The sequence below is a fragment of the Nitratireductor mangrovi genome (assembly GCF_007922615.2).
Lineage (GTDB): Bacteria > Pseudomonadota > Alphaproteobacteria > Rhizobiales > Rhizobiaceae > Mangrovimarina > Mangrovimarina mangrovi.
Map to the genome: position 1 here is coordinate 3,229,727 of NZ_CP042301.2, position 13,934 is coordinate 3,243,660.

Annotated in this window: 16 protein-coding genes and 1 pseudogene; 3 read left to right on the forward strand and 14 right to left on the reverse strand. The window is 68.2% G+C overall.

What is annotated here, in order from left to right:
• Positions 1–15 precede the first annotated feature (15 nt).
• Positions 16–1,134, forward strand: a complete 1,119-nt coding sequence (locus FQ775_RS15705; protein ID WP_146300109.1) for an acyl-CoA dehydrogenase family protein — start codon at positions 16–18, stop codon at positions 1,132–1,134.
• On the opposite strand, the gene FQ775_RS15710 is transcribed toward FQ775_RS15705, so the two are convergent.
• The 7 genes from FQ775_RS15710 to FQ775_RS15740 all read right to left on the reverse strand — a co-directional run bounded on the left by FQ775_RS15710 (position 1,071) and on the right by FQ775_RS15740 (position 8,179).
• Positions 1,071–1,382: a head-tail joining protein gene (locus FQ775_RS15710; protein WP_146300110.1), complete on the reverse strand. Its 312-nt coding sequence runs from the start codon at positions 1,380–1,382 to the stop codon at positions 1,071–1,073. The two genes, FQ775_RS15705 and FQ775_RS15710, sit on opposite strands and share 64 nt — an antisense overlap.
• Entirely contained in the window at positions 1,382–1,717 is a 336-nt protein-coding gene (locus FQ775_RS15715; protein ID WP_146300111.1) for a DUF2190 family protein, read from the reverse strand. Before FQ775_RS15715 ends, FQ775_RS15710 begins: the two co-directional genes overlap by 1 nt.
• A gap of 77 nt (positions 1,718–1,794) precedes the next feature.
• Entirely contained in the window at positions 1,795–3,849 is a 2,055-nt protein-coding gene (locus tag FQ775_RS15720; RefSeq protein ID WP_206064766.1) for a prohead protease/major capsid protein fusion protein, read from the reverse strand.
• 14 nt (positions 3,850–3,863) lie between these two features.
• Positions 3,864–5,417 (reverse strand): phage portal protein, encoded by a 1,554-nt coding sequence (locus tag FQ775_RS15725; protein WP_146300113.1) that lies wholly within the window; start codon positions 5,415–5,417, stop codon positions 3,864–3,866.
• Complete coding sequence (locus tag FQ775_RS15730; RefSeq protein WP_146301978.1) at positions 5,417–5,626, reverse strand: phage head-tail joining protein; 210 nt, start codon at positions 5,624–5,626, stop codon at positions 5,417–5,419. The genes FQ775_RS15725 and FQ775_RS15730 overlap by 1 nt, the downstream gene beginning before the upstream one ends.
• A 2-nt stretch (positions 5,627–5,628) precedes the next feature.
• Entirely contained in the window at positions 5,629–7,635 is a 2,007-nt protein-coding gene (locus FQ775_RS15735) for a phage terminase large subunit family protein (RefSeq protein WP_206064767.1), read from the reverse strand.
• A complete protein-coding gene (locus FQ775_RS15740) occupies positions 7,583–8,179 on the reverse strand; it encodes a hypothetical protein (RefSeq protein ID WP_146300114.1) in 597 nt (198 codons plus the stop codon). The genes FQ775_RS15735 and FQ775_RS15740 overlap by 53 nt, the downstream gene beginning before the upstream one ends.
• Before the next feature lie 111 nt (positions 8,180–8,290).
• Here FQ775_RS15740 and FQ775_RS15745 point away from each other — a divergent pair, with 111 nt between their 5' ends.
• Together FQ775_RS15745 and FQ775_RS15750 are read left to right on the forward strand one after the other, a co-directional pair.
• Positions 8,291–8,563: a hypothetical protein gene (locus FQ775_RS15745; RefSeq protein WP_146300115.1), complete on the forward strand. Its 273-nt coding sequence runs from the start codon at positions 8,291–8,293 to the stop codon at positions 8,561–8,563.
• A 95-nt stretch (positions 8,564–8,658) separates the two neighbouring features.
• On the forward strand, positions 8,659–9,177 hold the full coding sequence (locus FQ775_RS15750; protein ID WP_146300116.1) for a DUF3489 domain-containing protein: 519 nt from the start codon (positions 8,659–8,661) through the stop codon (positions 9,175–9,177).
• Between the two features lie 53 nt (positions 9,178–9,230).
• On the opposite strand, the gene FQ775_RS15755 is transcribed toward FQ775_RS15750, so the two are convergent.
• From FQ775_RS15755 to FQ775_RS15780, 7 genes and pseudogenes are all read right to left on the reverse strand, one after another.
• Positions 9,231–9,455, reverse strand: coding sequence for a DUF7220 family protein (locus tag FQ775_RS15755; RefSeq protein ID WP_146300117.1), 225 nt, complete (start codon positions 9,453–9,455; stop codon positions 9,231–9,233).
• On the reverse strand, positions 9,452–9,934 hold the full coding sequence (locus FQ775_RS24010; protein WP_246730418.1) for a hypothetical protein: 483 nt from the start codon (positions 9,932–9,934) through the stop codon (positions 9,452–9,454). The genes FQ775_RS15755 and FQ775_RS24010 overlap by 4 nt, the downstream gene beginning before the upstream one ends.
• Before the next feature lie 202 nt (positions 9,935–10,136).
• Positions 10,137–10,646: pseudogene (locus FQ775_RS24015) on the reverse strand (DNA cytosine methyltransferase); the annotation flags it as partial.
• Position 10,647: 1 nt separating this feature from the next.
• Positions 10,648–12,024 (reverse strand): site-specific DNA-methyltransferase, encoded by a 1,377-nt coding sequence (locus FQ775_RS15765; RefSeq protein WP_146300119.1) that lies wholly within the window; start codon positions 12,022–12,024, stop codon positions 10,648–10,650.
• 459 nt (positions 12,025–12,483) lie between these two features.
• Positions 12,484–12,912: a DUF6362 family protein gene (locus FQ775_RS15770; protein WP_146300120.1), complete on the reverse strand. Its 429-nt coding sequence runs from the start codon at positions 12,910–12,912 to the stop codon at positions 12,484–12,486.
• Positions 12,905–13,105, reverse strand: coding sequence for a hypothetical protein (locus FQ775_RS15775; protein WP_146300121.1), 201 nt, complete (start codon positions 13,103–13,105; stop codon positions 12,905–12,907). Before FQ775_RS15775 ends, FQ775_RS15770 begins: the two co-directional genes overlap by 8 nt.
• On the reverse strand, positions 13,102–13,623 hold the full coding sequence (locus FQ775_RS15780) for a crossover junction endodeoxyribonuclease RuvC (RefSeq protein ID WP_146300122.1): 522 nt from the start codon (positions 13,621–13,623) through the stop codon (positions 13,102–13,104). The genes FQ775_RS15775 and FQ775_RS15780 overlap by 4 nt, the downstream gene beginning before the upstream one ends.
• Between the last annotated feature and the right edge of the window lie 311 nt (positions 13,624–13,934).

Consider the following 13,934-nt stretch of genomic DNA (forward strand, 5'->3'; position numbering starts at 1 on the left):
GGTAACCGAGCGATCATGAAAATCTCCCATCAGGAATTGCGCGACGCCATTCGCGCGCTGTGTTCCGAGTTCCCACCCGAATATTTCCGCAAGGTGGATGAAGAACGCGGCTACCCGGACGCCTTCGTCGACAAGCTGACCAGAGAGGGCTGGATGGCGGCCCTGATCCCCGAGGAATTCGGCGGCTCGGGGCTCGGCCTGGCGGAAGCTTCCGTCATCATGGAGGAGATCAACCGCGCCGGCGGCAATGCCGGCGCCTGCCATGGCCAGATGTACAATATGGGCACGCTTCTCAGGCATGGCTCCCCGGAACAGAAGCGCGCCTACCTGCCAAGGATCGCCACGGGTGAACTGCGGCTTCAATCCATGGGCGTTACCGAACCGACCGCCGGCACCAACACGACCCGGATCAAGACCTTTGCCGAACGAAAGGGCGATCGCTACGTCGTCAACGGGCAGAAGGTCTGGATCAGCCGTGTGCAGCATTCCGAACTGATGATCCTGCTGGCGCGGACCACGCCGCTTGGCGAGGTGACGAAGCGTTCCCGCGGCATGTCCATCTTCCTCGTCGACCTCAGGGAGGCGATCGGCAACGGACTGGAGGTCAAGCCGATCTCCAACATGGTCAATCACGAGACCAATGAGCTGTTCTTCGACAATCTCGAGATCCCGGTCGAAAACCTGATCGGCGAGGAAGGCATGGGCTTCCGCTATATCCTGGACGGGCTGAACGCCGAGCGGACGCTGATTGCGGCCGAATGCATCGGCGATGGGCACTGGTTCATCGACAAGGTCACCGCCTACGCGGCCGAGAGGCAGGTCTTCGGACGGCCTATCGGCCAGAACCAGGGTGTTGCGTTCCCGATCGCCGAGGCGAAGATCGAGATCGAGGCGGCCGACCTGATGCGCTGGCAGGCCTGCCAGCTGTTCGACGCGGGCGAACCATGCGGGACCGAGGCGAACATGGCAAAATACCTGGCCGCAAAGGCCAGCTGGGAGGCGGCGAATTGCTGCTTGCAGTTCCACGGCGGCTTTGGCTTCGCCACCGAGTACGACGTCGAGCTTCAGTTTCACGCGGGCCTCAGATCGACGGTCCAGACCAGCCGCTCGCGGTCGCGGACGGGCTCTCCCTGAATGAGGAAGGCGTCGCCCTCGATCTCGATCCGGTCGCCGGGACGCGGGTTCGCCACCTCGGCCACGCGAAGGTCGATCCGGGTGGTCTCGGACCAGAGCCGCGCGTCGCCGAAGTCGGTGATCGCATCGGCACGCCGGGCGACCACGCGCACGAGCATGGGCGCGCCGCCGTCGGCGATGTAGACCGCGTCCCGGCCGATGTTCGGATCCGCAAAGAGAGCGCCGACCGCGGCGGCGAAGGCGCTCATCAGAACGTCGCGTTCAGGCGCACCCGACCGATGGTGTCGCCCGCGCCGCTCGCCACCGCCTCGACGGCCACGCCGATGAGGGTGTTGTCGGTCGCGACCGTGGTGCAGCGCTTGTTGGCGTCGTCCCAATAGACCTTGGCGCCGACGGTCCAAGCCTGAGAGCCGACCTTGGTGATGTCGAAGACACCGACGAGCGCGGTCTCCACGCTCTCGCCGAGGGCGGCGTCGCCGGCGGCGATGCCGAAGATGGAGCCGACGAGCAGGCCATTGCCCGAGGCGACGGCATAGGGCGCGGTCAGGGCGATGGTGTTGCCGGGCTGGACGTAATTTTTCATGGGGAGGATCCTCGTGGAAAGACGAAGGGCGGCCCGATTGGACCGCCGGCATGTCAGGCTTCAGCATGGGGTGCGGGTTACGCGCCCGGGTTCTTGTAGAGGCCGCGCCAGTCGATGGCCTTGGCGCCGAAGTCGAGGCGGCACTTGATCTCGACACCGTCGACGTCGAAGCCGTTACGCGTCTCGATGTAGGCGCCCTGCTGGCCCTCGAGATAGGCGTACTCGATCGTGTCGATCTGGTTCGGGCTGGCCGCCAGATACCAGGCGGTCTCGCTGGCCGCATCGAGCCGCGGCTCGCTGATCGGCGCCAACGTGCGGATCGACTGCGGCACCACGCTGGACGTCGCGGCGGGCACGAGGTTCTGGGCGACAAGCTGCTCGGCCTTCAGTTCCAGAGAGGCGGGCACGATCAGGAAGGCGGGGCGGACGTTCAGCACCGTCTTCTTGTCGAGGCCGGTCTGCTTGGCCATCGCCGCCCGAGCCGCGCCCACGCTGCTCACATCGAGCGCCGCGCCGGTGCCCGCGAGGTTCTTGTGGCTGGTGTGGAACAGGGCGTTGCCGTCGGCCATCGCCGGGTTGGCGGTGATGATGCCCCAGACCACGTCGCTCTCCAGCTGAGCGATGGAGTTGCCGTACATCGCCGGGATGCGCGTGAAGGCGTCGAGATCATCGTTGATCAGGGTCTGGCGGGTGATCGCGACCACCCGGCCATAGGTCTTGACCTTGTAGCTCTCCTTGCTCTCGCCGAGCGTGCCGCGCTTGAACTCGCCGCTCTCGCCGACCTCCAGCAGCTGCGGCGCTTCGCCGAGCTGGACCCGGTGCATCGCCTTGAAGTCGGTGGCGAGCACCTGGCGGCAGAACAGCATGAAGGTGCGGGGATAGGCCTCGTAGGCCTGCCGCAGGGTCTTGTTGGTGACCGCCGACAGGATCTCGGGGAAGTCCGAGGTCGAGTGTAGCGCTCGCGTCGCCACCTCGTCGCGCGACAGGCCCCGCGTGTTGACCCCGGCATTGCCGAGGCTCTCGCGGGCCAGTTCCAGCAGCGTCATGCCGCGGTACTGGCGCGCGGCGTCCTCCAGCTGGAACAGCGTCGGGCTGTAGCGATGCAGCAGCGCGTTCGCCACGGCATCACGGCGGGTGATGCGCTCGTCCCGGCCGCCGAGGGGGACAGAGACATGCGGGAATGTCCGGGTCTCGTCCGACTTCGCGGCGACCTGGTCGAGGATCAGGCGGCGGGACTCGTCGACGCTAACGCCGCGCTTGACCAGATCTTCGGCGAAACCGCGCTCGAGGTTCAGCCGCCCGGCCAGATCGTAAATGGTGGAGACGCGGTCGCGCTCGGCCTCGCGGGCGCGGGTGGCGACCGTCTCGGTGTCGGGTGCAGCGGGGCCGTCGGCTTTCGGAAGCTTCGGCTGGGTGCGGGTTTCCACTGCGGCGACCTTCGGGTCGGGCGCAGCCGGTTTCGGCTCGGTCATGGTGGTGTCCTCGGTTTCGACCGGCGCGGTCGGCTGGGTGGTGGTGGGGGTTGCGGCGTCGCTCGCCGGGGTCTGGGTCTTGTCCGTCATCGGGGATGCTCCTTGCGGTGTGGGGGCGTCCCGGCGGTGAAGGACGCAGTCGTGAAGGGGATGCTGGGCACGGAAGCCCGCGGCGGGGTCGGCGCCGACCGCGACGGCGGAGACCTCGAACGGCGTCCAGTCGACCGCGCGCCAGAGTTCGCGGGCGGCTTCGGGTTTGGAGACCTCGAAGCGGTGGACCTGGTAGCCAATGGAGACCGCGCGGATGTGCCCGGCCTGGATGTCACGCCAGATCGGCTCGACGTCGGCGCGTTCGCTGATCCGCACCAAGGCGATGCCGCGGCCGTTCTCGATCCGCGCCGAGCCCGGCACGACCGAACCGATCACCGCGTCGAGCGTGTCGAGCTCGTGCACCTTCAGGAACGGCGCGCCCGCGTTCAGCCGGTCGAGCCGAACATGGGCCGGATCGAGACTCAGTTCCTCGTCATAGGGCTCGCCGAAGAAAGTCGCGCGCCGGACGCGCGCCCCGGCCGACCAGACCACCTCGACGGTGCGGCTGTCGGCATCGGCCGTGTTCGGCGCAAGCTCCGCCGACCGGCGCATGGCCGGCAGTTCGATCATCGTGTCCATGAAGGTCAGTCCTGTTGGTCGGCCTGCGCCGGTTCGGTTTCCGCGTCGGCGGAGGGGTAATCGGCCGGTTCGTCTGCATCCGGATCGGTGGCCGGATCGCTGGTCTGCGCGCTGCCGGTCTTGGTGACGCGGCGCGGATCGCTGTCGAGCACCAGCCCCAGCGCATCAAGCTTGGCGTTGGTGGCGGCGATCTCGGCCAGCACGGCGTCGGGGTTGCGGCCCTGCCGGGCGATCACCTCGGCCAACGTCATGGTGCCCGAGCGGATCGACAGCAGGTTCGCCATCGCGTCCTTCTGCGGATCGACCGCCTCGAACTTCGGCGGCGACCATTCGACCGGCACGGTCGGCGACGGGATCTGGCCCGCCGCCCACGCGGCTTCCGTGAACCAGCGCCAGACCGGGGCGCAGAGCATCGGAATGAACAGCTGCCACTGCACGGCGTCGATCTGGCGGCGGAACTCCACGAGCCCCGCCCGGATCGAGGAATAGTTCACTTGGGACAGGTCCCCGGTCAGCAGCTCGTAGGGCACCCGGAACCCGGCCGAGATCGTGTGCAGGCTGGCCCGCTTGTATTCGCCGTAGCCGCCGGTGGCCGACGGCTGGTTGAACCGGATGTCTTTGCCGCCGCGCGCATAGGCGATGAGCCCCGGCTCGAACTGCTCGACCCTGTTGCCGTCGGCATCGACCACGGAGGGCGCGATGCCCTGTTGCGCCTCGTCGTCGCCGAAGACGATGGCGGTGACGCAGGCCTCGGTCTTCTTGCGGACCAGTTCAGCCACCTCATAGTCGTCCAGATCCCGCAAAGACCGGATCACCGGCGCGCCCCAAGGGACGCCGCGCGCCTGCGTGCGCTGCTTCTCGTAGACATGGGCGATCTCGGCCGCCGGGACCGGGCGACTCTGCAGGCCGTTCTGCAATGCCCCATAGGCGTCGCCGGGATGTTCGGCATGCAGCCAGTAGGCCCTGCGCTTGCCGACCGGGTCGAACTCGATCCCCTGCACCAGCCGTCCCGCGCCGAGGGCGCCGGATTTCGTGGCGTCGAGGAAGTCCGCCTCCAGCACCTGCAATTGCAGCGGCACCGGCAGACCGTCGCTCGCGCGCCGCAGGCGGCGGCGCACCAGCACCTCGCCCGCCTCGACCATCTCGCGGCAGATCAGCGTCTGCAGACCGTAGAAGTCGAGCTGACCGTCGGCATCGCACTCCGCCATCCAGCGTTCGAAGAGCGCGTCGACCTTCCGGTCCAGCCTGTCGTCACCGCTCGCGGCGCGCGGCATGATCCCCGCGCCGATGATGTTGTTGACCAGCACCGCCACGGCCTTGGCCGCATGCGGGTTGTTGCGCACCAGATCCCGCATCCGGTCGCGCAAGAGCGCTCCGGCCACGCCGATCTCGGTGTCGGCCGAGGATCCCGGCGCGCGCCAGCCGTCCGTCCGTCGCCCTTTCGCGGCCCCGTCATAGCCGCGCGTCAGGGTCTCGAAGGCCTGACGGGCCAGCACGCGCCTGGCGGCGGCCCGAGGGGCGACGGAGGCAATGGCCCTGTCGAACCAGTTGGCCGACATCACCGGTCTCCGCGCGAGAAGCCCGCGAACCCGGCGATCGGCAGCGGTTGGCTGACGCCCGCGATGGCGCGCTCGATGGTCCGGATGCGGGCGAGCAGATCCTCGGCCGAACCGTAGTCGACGGACTTGCCGTCGTAGCTCACCCGCGTCGTGCCGCTGGCATAAGCGCGGCGCAGCGCCGAGAGCTCGGTTTCCGTCCAGTCCGTCATGTTCAAAACCATCCCTCCCGCCGTCCAAGCCAGTCGGAGCGGCGCTTGCCCTGCGGGGCCTGTCCCGGCCGGTTGATCTGTCCCGCGGGATCGGTGTCGGTGGGGGCGGCCCCGAGCTGATCCTCGAGGTCGCGCCATTTCTCGTCGGGCCAACGGTCCGCGCCCGCGATCCAGGCGGCGGCGCGGGCATAGACCCGGCAATCCAGCGCCTCGTTGCGCTCGCGGAGCTTCTGCCATTCCAGCCGGGCGAAGCCGCGTTTCGTGCGCACAGTCACCAGCTGTTCGGCCACGAACTGCTTCAGCCATTCGTTCTCGATCCAGTGCGGCAGATGCACTGAGCCGGGCGGGAACGCCGCCCCGTCAGCCATGTCCTCCTCGGTCGGGCGTGCCAGCCGCAGGAAGCGGTATGTCTCGGCCTTGAAGGTCGACACCGCCACGGTCCAGAGCCGGGCCCCGCGCCGCAGGCGTTTGCCGCCCTCGGTCGCATCGACGAAGGTCGGGCCCGAGACCGGGCTGGAACGATTGAACCCCTCGACGCCCTTGACCGGCGAGACCTGCGCGAAGCCTTGCGCCCGCGACCAGGAATAGACGGCCGGAGCCTCGTAGCCCGTGTCGATGGCCAGCCGCGCGATCCGCAGATGCGCGCTGCGTTCATGCGGCCAGCTTCGATCCAGCAGCGCCGTCAGCTCCGACCACGCATCATGCCGATCAGGGCCGCCCTCGATGACGACGTGATCTACGAGCCAGGACTCAAGTCCGCGCCCCCATGCCCAGACATCGACCTCGATCCGGTCCTTCTGGACGTCGGCCCCGGCAGTCAGGAACAACCCGCCCGCAGGCACGGTGCCGGATTTCCAGCGCTCGCGCCGCTCGTAGAGCTGCTGCCAGTCCGGCGCTTCGCCGCTTTCGACCCATGTCTCGCCGAGGATGGTGTTGCGGAACGCCTTGATCGCCTCGTCCGACCCTTGGGCCGCCTCCCAGCCACGGGCAATGCGGGACCAGCTGAGCCAGCCCACCGGCGAATAGAGCGCTGAGAGGTGATATCCGACCGTGGTCGGGTCAGCGGCGACGGCCGTCGCCCGCCACTCACCGCCCTCCAGCATCGCCGTCTTGTGGTGTTCCGCGATTGCTGTCTCGCAGCCCTCGCAGTGATATTCCGCCGTCTCGGGACGACCCTTCTGCCAGCGCAGCCGCTCGAACTTCAGCCATTGCGCGTGGCCGCAATGCGGGCACGGCACGAAGAACCGCCGCTGGTCGCTCGCCTCGTATTCCCGCTCGATCCGGCTCAGCCCACGGATGGTCGGGGTCGACACCAGGAACACCTTGCGCCGGTGGGCGAAGGTCAGCGACCGCGCCTCGGCCAGCGTGACCGGATCGCCTTCCTCGTCGGCCGAAGCCGGATAGGCGTCGACCTCGTCGAGGAAGATGTACCGCGCCGGGGTCGATCGGAGCCCGACCGCCGAGTTCGCGCCCGTCATGATCAGGATGCCGCCCGCGAACTCCTTCGACAGCATGGTGTTGCCCGCATCGCGGGATCGCGCGGGCTTAACCCGCTCCCGCAGCTCCGGGCTTTCGTCGATCAGCGGGTCAATCCGCTGCCGCGAGTTGCGCTTGGCCAGTTCCACCGTCGGCTGGACCGCCAGCATCGGACCCGGCGCCTGGTGGATCGCGAACCCGATCCAGTTGTTCCCCGCCTCGGTCGCGCCGACCTGTGCCGCCTTCATGAACACGATCCGCTGCGTGGGATCGCCCGGCGACAGCCGGTCCATGATCTCGCGCATGTAGGGCGTGCGCACCGTGCGATACCGCCCCGGTTCGGCCGAGGCGCGGCCCGAGAGCATGCGGTGCCGGTCGGCCCATTCCGAGACGGTCAGGTCCGGGTCGGGTCGCAGCCCGTTGCCCCAGGCGCGCAGGATCTCGCCCGCGCCGTCGAAATCGGTCAGGCCATCGCCGCTCTCACCGGAAGTCGGGCCGGACCTCGGCGAGTTCGTCGAGGTGGGCGCGTACATGTTTCTCCAGGACCTTCTGCATCGCGGCTGGCTCAACGGTGATCTGCTGGCCCGCCACTTCGCTGCACGAGGCCGAGAGGTCGGCCGCCATCAGCGCCGCCGCGCGCGCAGGCCAGTTTACCCACGAGTCCCGTTCTTCCCGCGCCAGCCGGAACACCAGCGCCAGCGCGCGGGCCCGCTCGATCAACTCCCCCTTCAGCTTCTGGAGCCGGATGCGCCGCTCCTGCGCCTTCAGTACCTCGTTCGCCGTCTTGGCCTGCAGGAAGGTCGTGCCGCCGCCAACCGCCGGGACAGCCAGCCCCTGTTCGCGCAGCGTGTCGCCGACAGCGGCGACCGCCGCCTCGGGGACAGGCTTCAGCTTCGGCGCGGGCGGCTTGCGGGTCTTCGACGGGTCCGTCGTCTCCGCCCGCCGCGCATCACTGGCGGCCGCATTGATGCTGCCGTCAGGATAGAGGACCAGCCGCTCGGCCGTCTTCGCCTTCTGGATCGCGCCGCGCGACAGCCCGACATGCGCGGCGTACTGGCGCTCGCTCATGCCCTGCATCGACGGCTCCGGTTATCATTCTGAATCATGTACTTATCGAGTTGATAAGCGGTGCGGACAGAGGGAACGTGTCTCCAGAAGGACGATGCAACTCACCAAGGAGCCACCTCGATGACCACCCGCCTGAACCCGATCACCACGCCGCGCTTTGAGGCCCGCGCCGAGAAAGCGCGCCGGAACAAGGAAGCCGCGCTCACGGCCTTCATCGGCAAGAAGGCCGAGATCGACGAGATGCTCGCCCGCCTGCAGGCGCTCAGCGACGACCATTTCAACTGCGCCCCCGACGAGGCGGGCTGGGCGATGGTCGGCACCCTCGAACACTACGCCAGCCTCCTGAAGCGCATCACCGACAGCGCCTTCGGCGAGGGCGAGCACGCCCGCTGATCTCCGGCGCTGCCGGAACTCCCGCCGCGCGCCCTGCGCGGCTCGGGGTCGTAAAAGGCGCCGCATGTCGCGGGCCCGAATACGGAGACGACCCCATGACCCAGATTCTGCTTTCCGACGCCCAAGCCGTCATCTTGTCCACCGCCTGCGCGCGCGAGGACGGGGCAGTCTTCCCTGTCACCGCCAGCCTCAAGGGCGGCGCCGTCGGTAACGTCTGCAAGAGCCTCCTGAAGCTGGGCCTGATCGAGGAAATCGCCGCCACGGATCTCAACACGGTTTGGCGGCACGACGAGGAGCGCGGCCCGATCACGTTGCGCGCCACCCCGCTGGCCTACAGCACCCTCGGGATCACGGACGAACCGGGCGAGACGCCGCCGCCCGAAACGCCGACCGCCCCAGTCAAGCGCCGGAAGGGCACCAAGCAGGAGACCCTGATCGAGATGCTCCGCGCAGAGGGCGGCGCGACCATCGACGAGATCGTCGCCCAAACAGGCTGGCAGTCGCACACGGTGCGCGGCGCCATGTCCGGGGCGCTGAAGAAGAAGCTCGGGCTCGAGGTCACCTCCGAAAAGATCGAGGGGCGCGGGCGCGTGTACAGACTCCCCGCCGCCTGACGCACCGGACCCCGAAAAGTTGATGGCCGCCGTCCCTCCGGGGCGGCGGTCGATCATTTGGCGCTCCGCATCCGGATCGCCTCAAACACCCGCCGCAGGGCGAAGGATCGTGCGATGCTCACCAAGGTGAAGATGGCGCCCATCTTCAGGTTCTGCGCCAGCGTCGTGTGCAGCCCGAAGACCGGGAAGATCAGGATCTGCGTGACCACCGCGACGCCGTAGCCCACGATGACGTTGGCGACGGACTCGACCAGCGACATGAGGCGGGACTGCTTCACGCCGCTGCCTCATCCATCAGCCAGCAGTTCAGCCGCCAGAGTTCGCAGCGCATGCGCCGCAACCAGCGGCACCACTCCGTTGCCACAGAGCCGAAGCCGGTCCACCCGGTGGGCCAACCCATCAGTGCCTCGACGAACAGCGGGTTCAAGCTCCGGCGCGGCTCGGAGGTATCGCTCCCAGCCATCGGCGTCGCCAGGACCTGGCGGCCAAGCAGGCCGTTCACCGGTGTGTTCGTCAGCGTCGTCGCTCCGTCCTTGTGATCCCGTGCTGTTGGCGTCATCCACATCTGACTGGCATGGGTCAGATCGGCCGTCCGGCGGTTGCCCGCGCTCGGCTTGCAGCCGTCGTTCGCCATCGGCGTCGGCCAGTCCCGCGCCATGCGGTCCAGACCCTTCTCGTCTTTCCGCGCGCCACCCCGGCTGCGAAAGCTGTCGATCTGCGGCGTCGGCCACATCGCGGCCGTCGTCGCGAGGTTCATCCCATGCTGACCCGCTTCCTGCGAGGGCGTCGGCTTCGTCTGCCGGTTCTCGTTGGCGCTGGCGCGGGGCGTCGGCCACAGCCGCAGCAATTCCGTCCGGTTCCCGCCACTCGACCGGGTTCCAGAGCAGGCGCGCGGGGTCGGCCAGCTCGTCTCCTTCGCGGAGGGCGAGGATGAAGAGCCGCTCGCGCTTGTGGGGCGCGCCGACTTCCGCCGCCGTGAAGAGGCCTGCCGCAAGCTTGTAGCCCATACCGACCAGTCCTGCGGCGACTTCGGGGAAGCCGAGGCGGAGATGATGGGCGACATTCTCGAGGAACACGAAGGGCGGCTCGATCTCGCCGATGATGCGGGCGACATGGGGCCAGAGGTGGCGCGGGTCGTCCGCGCCCCGGCGCTTGCCCGCGACCGAGAACGGCTGGCACGGATAGCCCGCAGTGACGATGTCCACCGCGCCGCGCCACGGGCGGCCGTCGAAGGTGGCAACATCGTCCCATACAACAGCCTGATCCAGGGACGCATCTTCCATCCGCGCCACGAGAGTGGCTGCGGCGTAGGTTTCCCGTTCGACATGGCCCACAGCACGATATCCGGGGATAGCGATGGTGAGCCCGAGGTCGAGACCACCTGCGCCGGAGCAGAGGGAGAGGCCGAACAGGCATGCGTCTCCGGCTCCGGAAGTGTCTCCGGAGGAAGGTAAAGCCAGGTCATGCATGTCACGCGTCGGTCTTGCGCTTTCGCGCGGGCTCGGGGGCGGTGTCCGTTGCCGGGGGATCGGCCGGGGCGTCGGCGTCGTCGCCCAGCCGCTCGGCCCTCACCTGCGCGAAGGTCCGACCGTCGCCGTCGAGGATGGCATCGCGGCCGGTCTCGGCCTGCCAGCGCTCCACGGCGACATCGACATAGGCCGGGCTGATTTCCATCGCGAAGACGCGGCGGCCGTTGGCCTCGCCCGCCATGATCTGCGAGCCGGAGCCCGAGAACGGCTCGTAGCAGAGGCCGCCGCGTGCCACATGCTGGCGCATGGGGATGCCGAAGGCGTCCAGCGGCTTCGGCGTCGGGTGGTCGGGCCGCTCGTCCTTCGCGAAGGACGGCATCTCCCAGGTCGAAGGCAGCGTCTGCTCGGCCACCTTCGGCGGACGGTTCGGGCGGCGCCAGCCCATGAAGCAGGGCTCGTGCTTCCAGAGGTAGTGGGACCGGGTCAGGACGCCGCGGTCCTTCACCCAGATGATCTGCTGGTGGACGAAGGCGCCCGCCTTTTCCCAGCAAGCCTCGAGCATCGCCTGGCGGCGCGAGGCGTGCCAGCAGTACCAGGCGGCGTCCTCGGTGATCGCCTCGGCCACGGCCGCAGCGATGAACCCGTCGTAGAGCTCCGCGCCCTGAGAACTGTCGTCCCAGGTCGTGCCATAGGACGCGGACCAATCCTTGTTGCGGGTCGGATGGTTCGAGCCGTCGTAATCGACGAGATACGGCGGATCGGTGGCGAACAAGATCGCGCGCTCGCCATTCATCAGGCGGCGCACATCGGCAGCGCTGGTGCTGTCGCCGCAGAGCAGGCGATGGTCACCGAGGATCCACAGATCGCCGGTGCGCGACGCCGGATTGCGGGGCGGTTCGGGGATGGTCACCGGCGGCACGGAGCCCCCGGCGCCGCCTACTTCTTCATCCCCCTCCGGCACGAAGGCCAGCAGCTTGTCGAGTTCGCCGTCGGAGAAGCCGACCAGCGACAGGTCGAAATCTTCGGCCAGCAGGTCGTTGAGCTCCGCCGATAGCAGCGCCTCGTCCCATGTGCCGAGCTCGGTCAGCTTGTTGTCCGCGATGCGATATGCCCGGCGCTGCGCCTCGGTCAGATGCCCGAGCACGATCACCGGCGCTTCCGTCAGCCCGAGCTGCGTCGCCGCCAGCACGCGGCCATGGCCCGCGATCAGCTCCCCGTCGTCGCCGACGAGGCAGGGCACGGTCCAGCCGAACTCGGCCATGCTGGCGGCGATCTTCGCGACCTGGTCCGCGCCGTGCGCCTTCGCGTTCCTCGCGTAGGGCTGGAGGCGCGACAGCGGCCACATCTCGATCGCGTCCGGGGCGAAGCTCAGCATCATGGTGGGCAAGGTTCCTCGGTCGGGTGGATGCCGGTGGCTTCCGGACTCCGGATGCCGGGCCGGACTCCAAGCGGGGTCCAGCGGCCACCAGCGGTGTCCGGTCGGAAGGCCAGCGTTCATTGGTGTTTGCGCGGTGCTCGGGTGGCTCCGGCTTCCGGGTGGCTTCCCAAAAATCAGGCCCTTTCGCTGGCGATGTCCCGCGCTTCGCCCGCCAGCATACGAATGTCGCGCAAAAGGAACCGCGGAGTCGGCTGAGGGGCTTGGCAGGGGCGGAAAGCGGCCCGCAAGGAAAGGATAAGCGCCTTTCCTTTTCCAAAAGGCCTGCCAACGAAAGGATGGTTTCGCTCGGGACCGCGCCGCGCGCGCCTCTCCCGAGCTTATCCTGAACCTAGCCCCTGAACCGGTTTTCTGTCCCGTCGAAAACTGTCCGCCGCACACCTTCCCCTGTGGCGCGCAGGGTTACGCGCCACCGGCCAGTTCGATCACGCGCCGCTTCGACAGGTTGCGGTTGAACCGACGCCGGTTGAGCTTCAGCGAGATGACGCAAAGCCCGTAGAGCCAGTGCTGGTTGGCAGCCGAGCGTTGCAGACCGACCGTCCAGCAGATGGTCTTCCACCGCTCGCCATGCGCGCGCATCCAGACGATCTTGCCGTCGACGGGGTCGAGGCAGGCGGTCCAGGTCAGCGTCTCCTCCATCCGGCTGATCGCCTGCGGCGAGGGCAGCACACGCATCGGCTTCGGCTCCTGGCCCACCTTGTCGGCGAAGCTGTGGACGATCTCGGGCCACGTGCTGAAGTAGCCCTGCCGTCGCGGCTCGGGCAGGCGCTTGAGCACGAAGGCCGCCTCAGCGAGACGGGCCTCGACGAGGGACGGGGTCCACTTATCCATGGCGCCCTCCCTTGTCGGAGGGGGGCGGCCCGTAGAGCTTTTCGCCGAGCTGGCGGACGAGTTCGCGTTCCGGCCAGGTCAGGCGCGCGTCCTCGAGCGAGACGGCGAGGAGACCCTGCTCACGCCAGCCATCGCGCTTCACCTGGTCCGGATCCCGGCGATGGCCGCCGTAGCCCTTGGGATGCCACCTCATGCGACACCCCCGTTCGTCTCGATGGCCCAAAGCAGCAGCGCGATGGCGTCGGCCTCGTTGTCGTCGGCAGGGCTGAAGCCTCGGGCCCGGGCGGCAGCGATCATCGCTTCCTTCGGCGCGTTGCCCTTGCCCGTGGCGTGGCGCTTGATCGTGCCGACAGGAACGCCGGCATAGGGCACGCCCCGCAGTTCCGCCCATGCCGTCAGCGTGGCCATGAGCCCGCCATAGACATGGGCCGCATCTGTTCCGGCGTGGCGGCGCACCTCCTCGAACCAGATCGCGGCGATCGGCCCCGACAGGCGGTCGATCTCGGTGAGCCAGTTCGTGAAGCGCAGATAGCGCATGCCGCCACCGTCATAGCGGCCGGGCCTGAAGCTCGCGGTCCCGCTGGTGATCAGCCCTTCGGCCGAGCGCAACGCCCAGCCGGTGCTGGTGCCGAGATCCAGCGCGAGAATGCAGCGGTCGAGATTGCCGACAGCTGTGAGAGGCACTGCGGCGATGTGTTGGGAACGGTCCATGACGACCTCCTCTTCGATTGGGCGGTCGGGGCGGCACGGCAGCCTGGTGAAGGCAGCACGCGCGCCCGGGCCGGGATCGCGAGGTCTGGTCAGGGTCACGTTGTCGTTGCCGGGAGCGCCCGGCGCTTCCTTCAATGGCTTCACCCCGTCCGCTTGAAGGAAGTGGGGTCGCAAGCCATTGGCAGAATAAGGATAAATCTCTTCTTTCAATATTTCAGTTACTTCATGGGGTATGTGTCTGGCTTCCATCCCCGCCCACGCGCGCGAGTCGTCTTGCGTGAAATATTGAAAGAAGTCCGCCGCGCCGGATT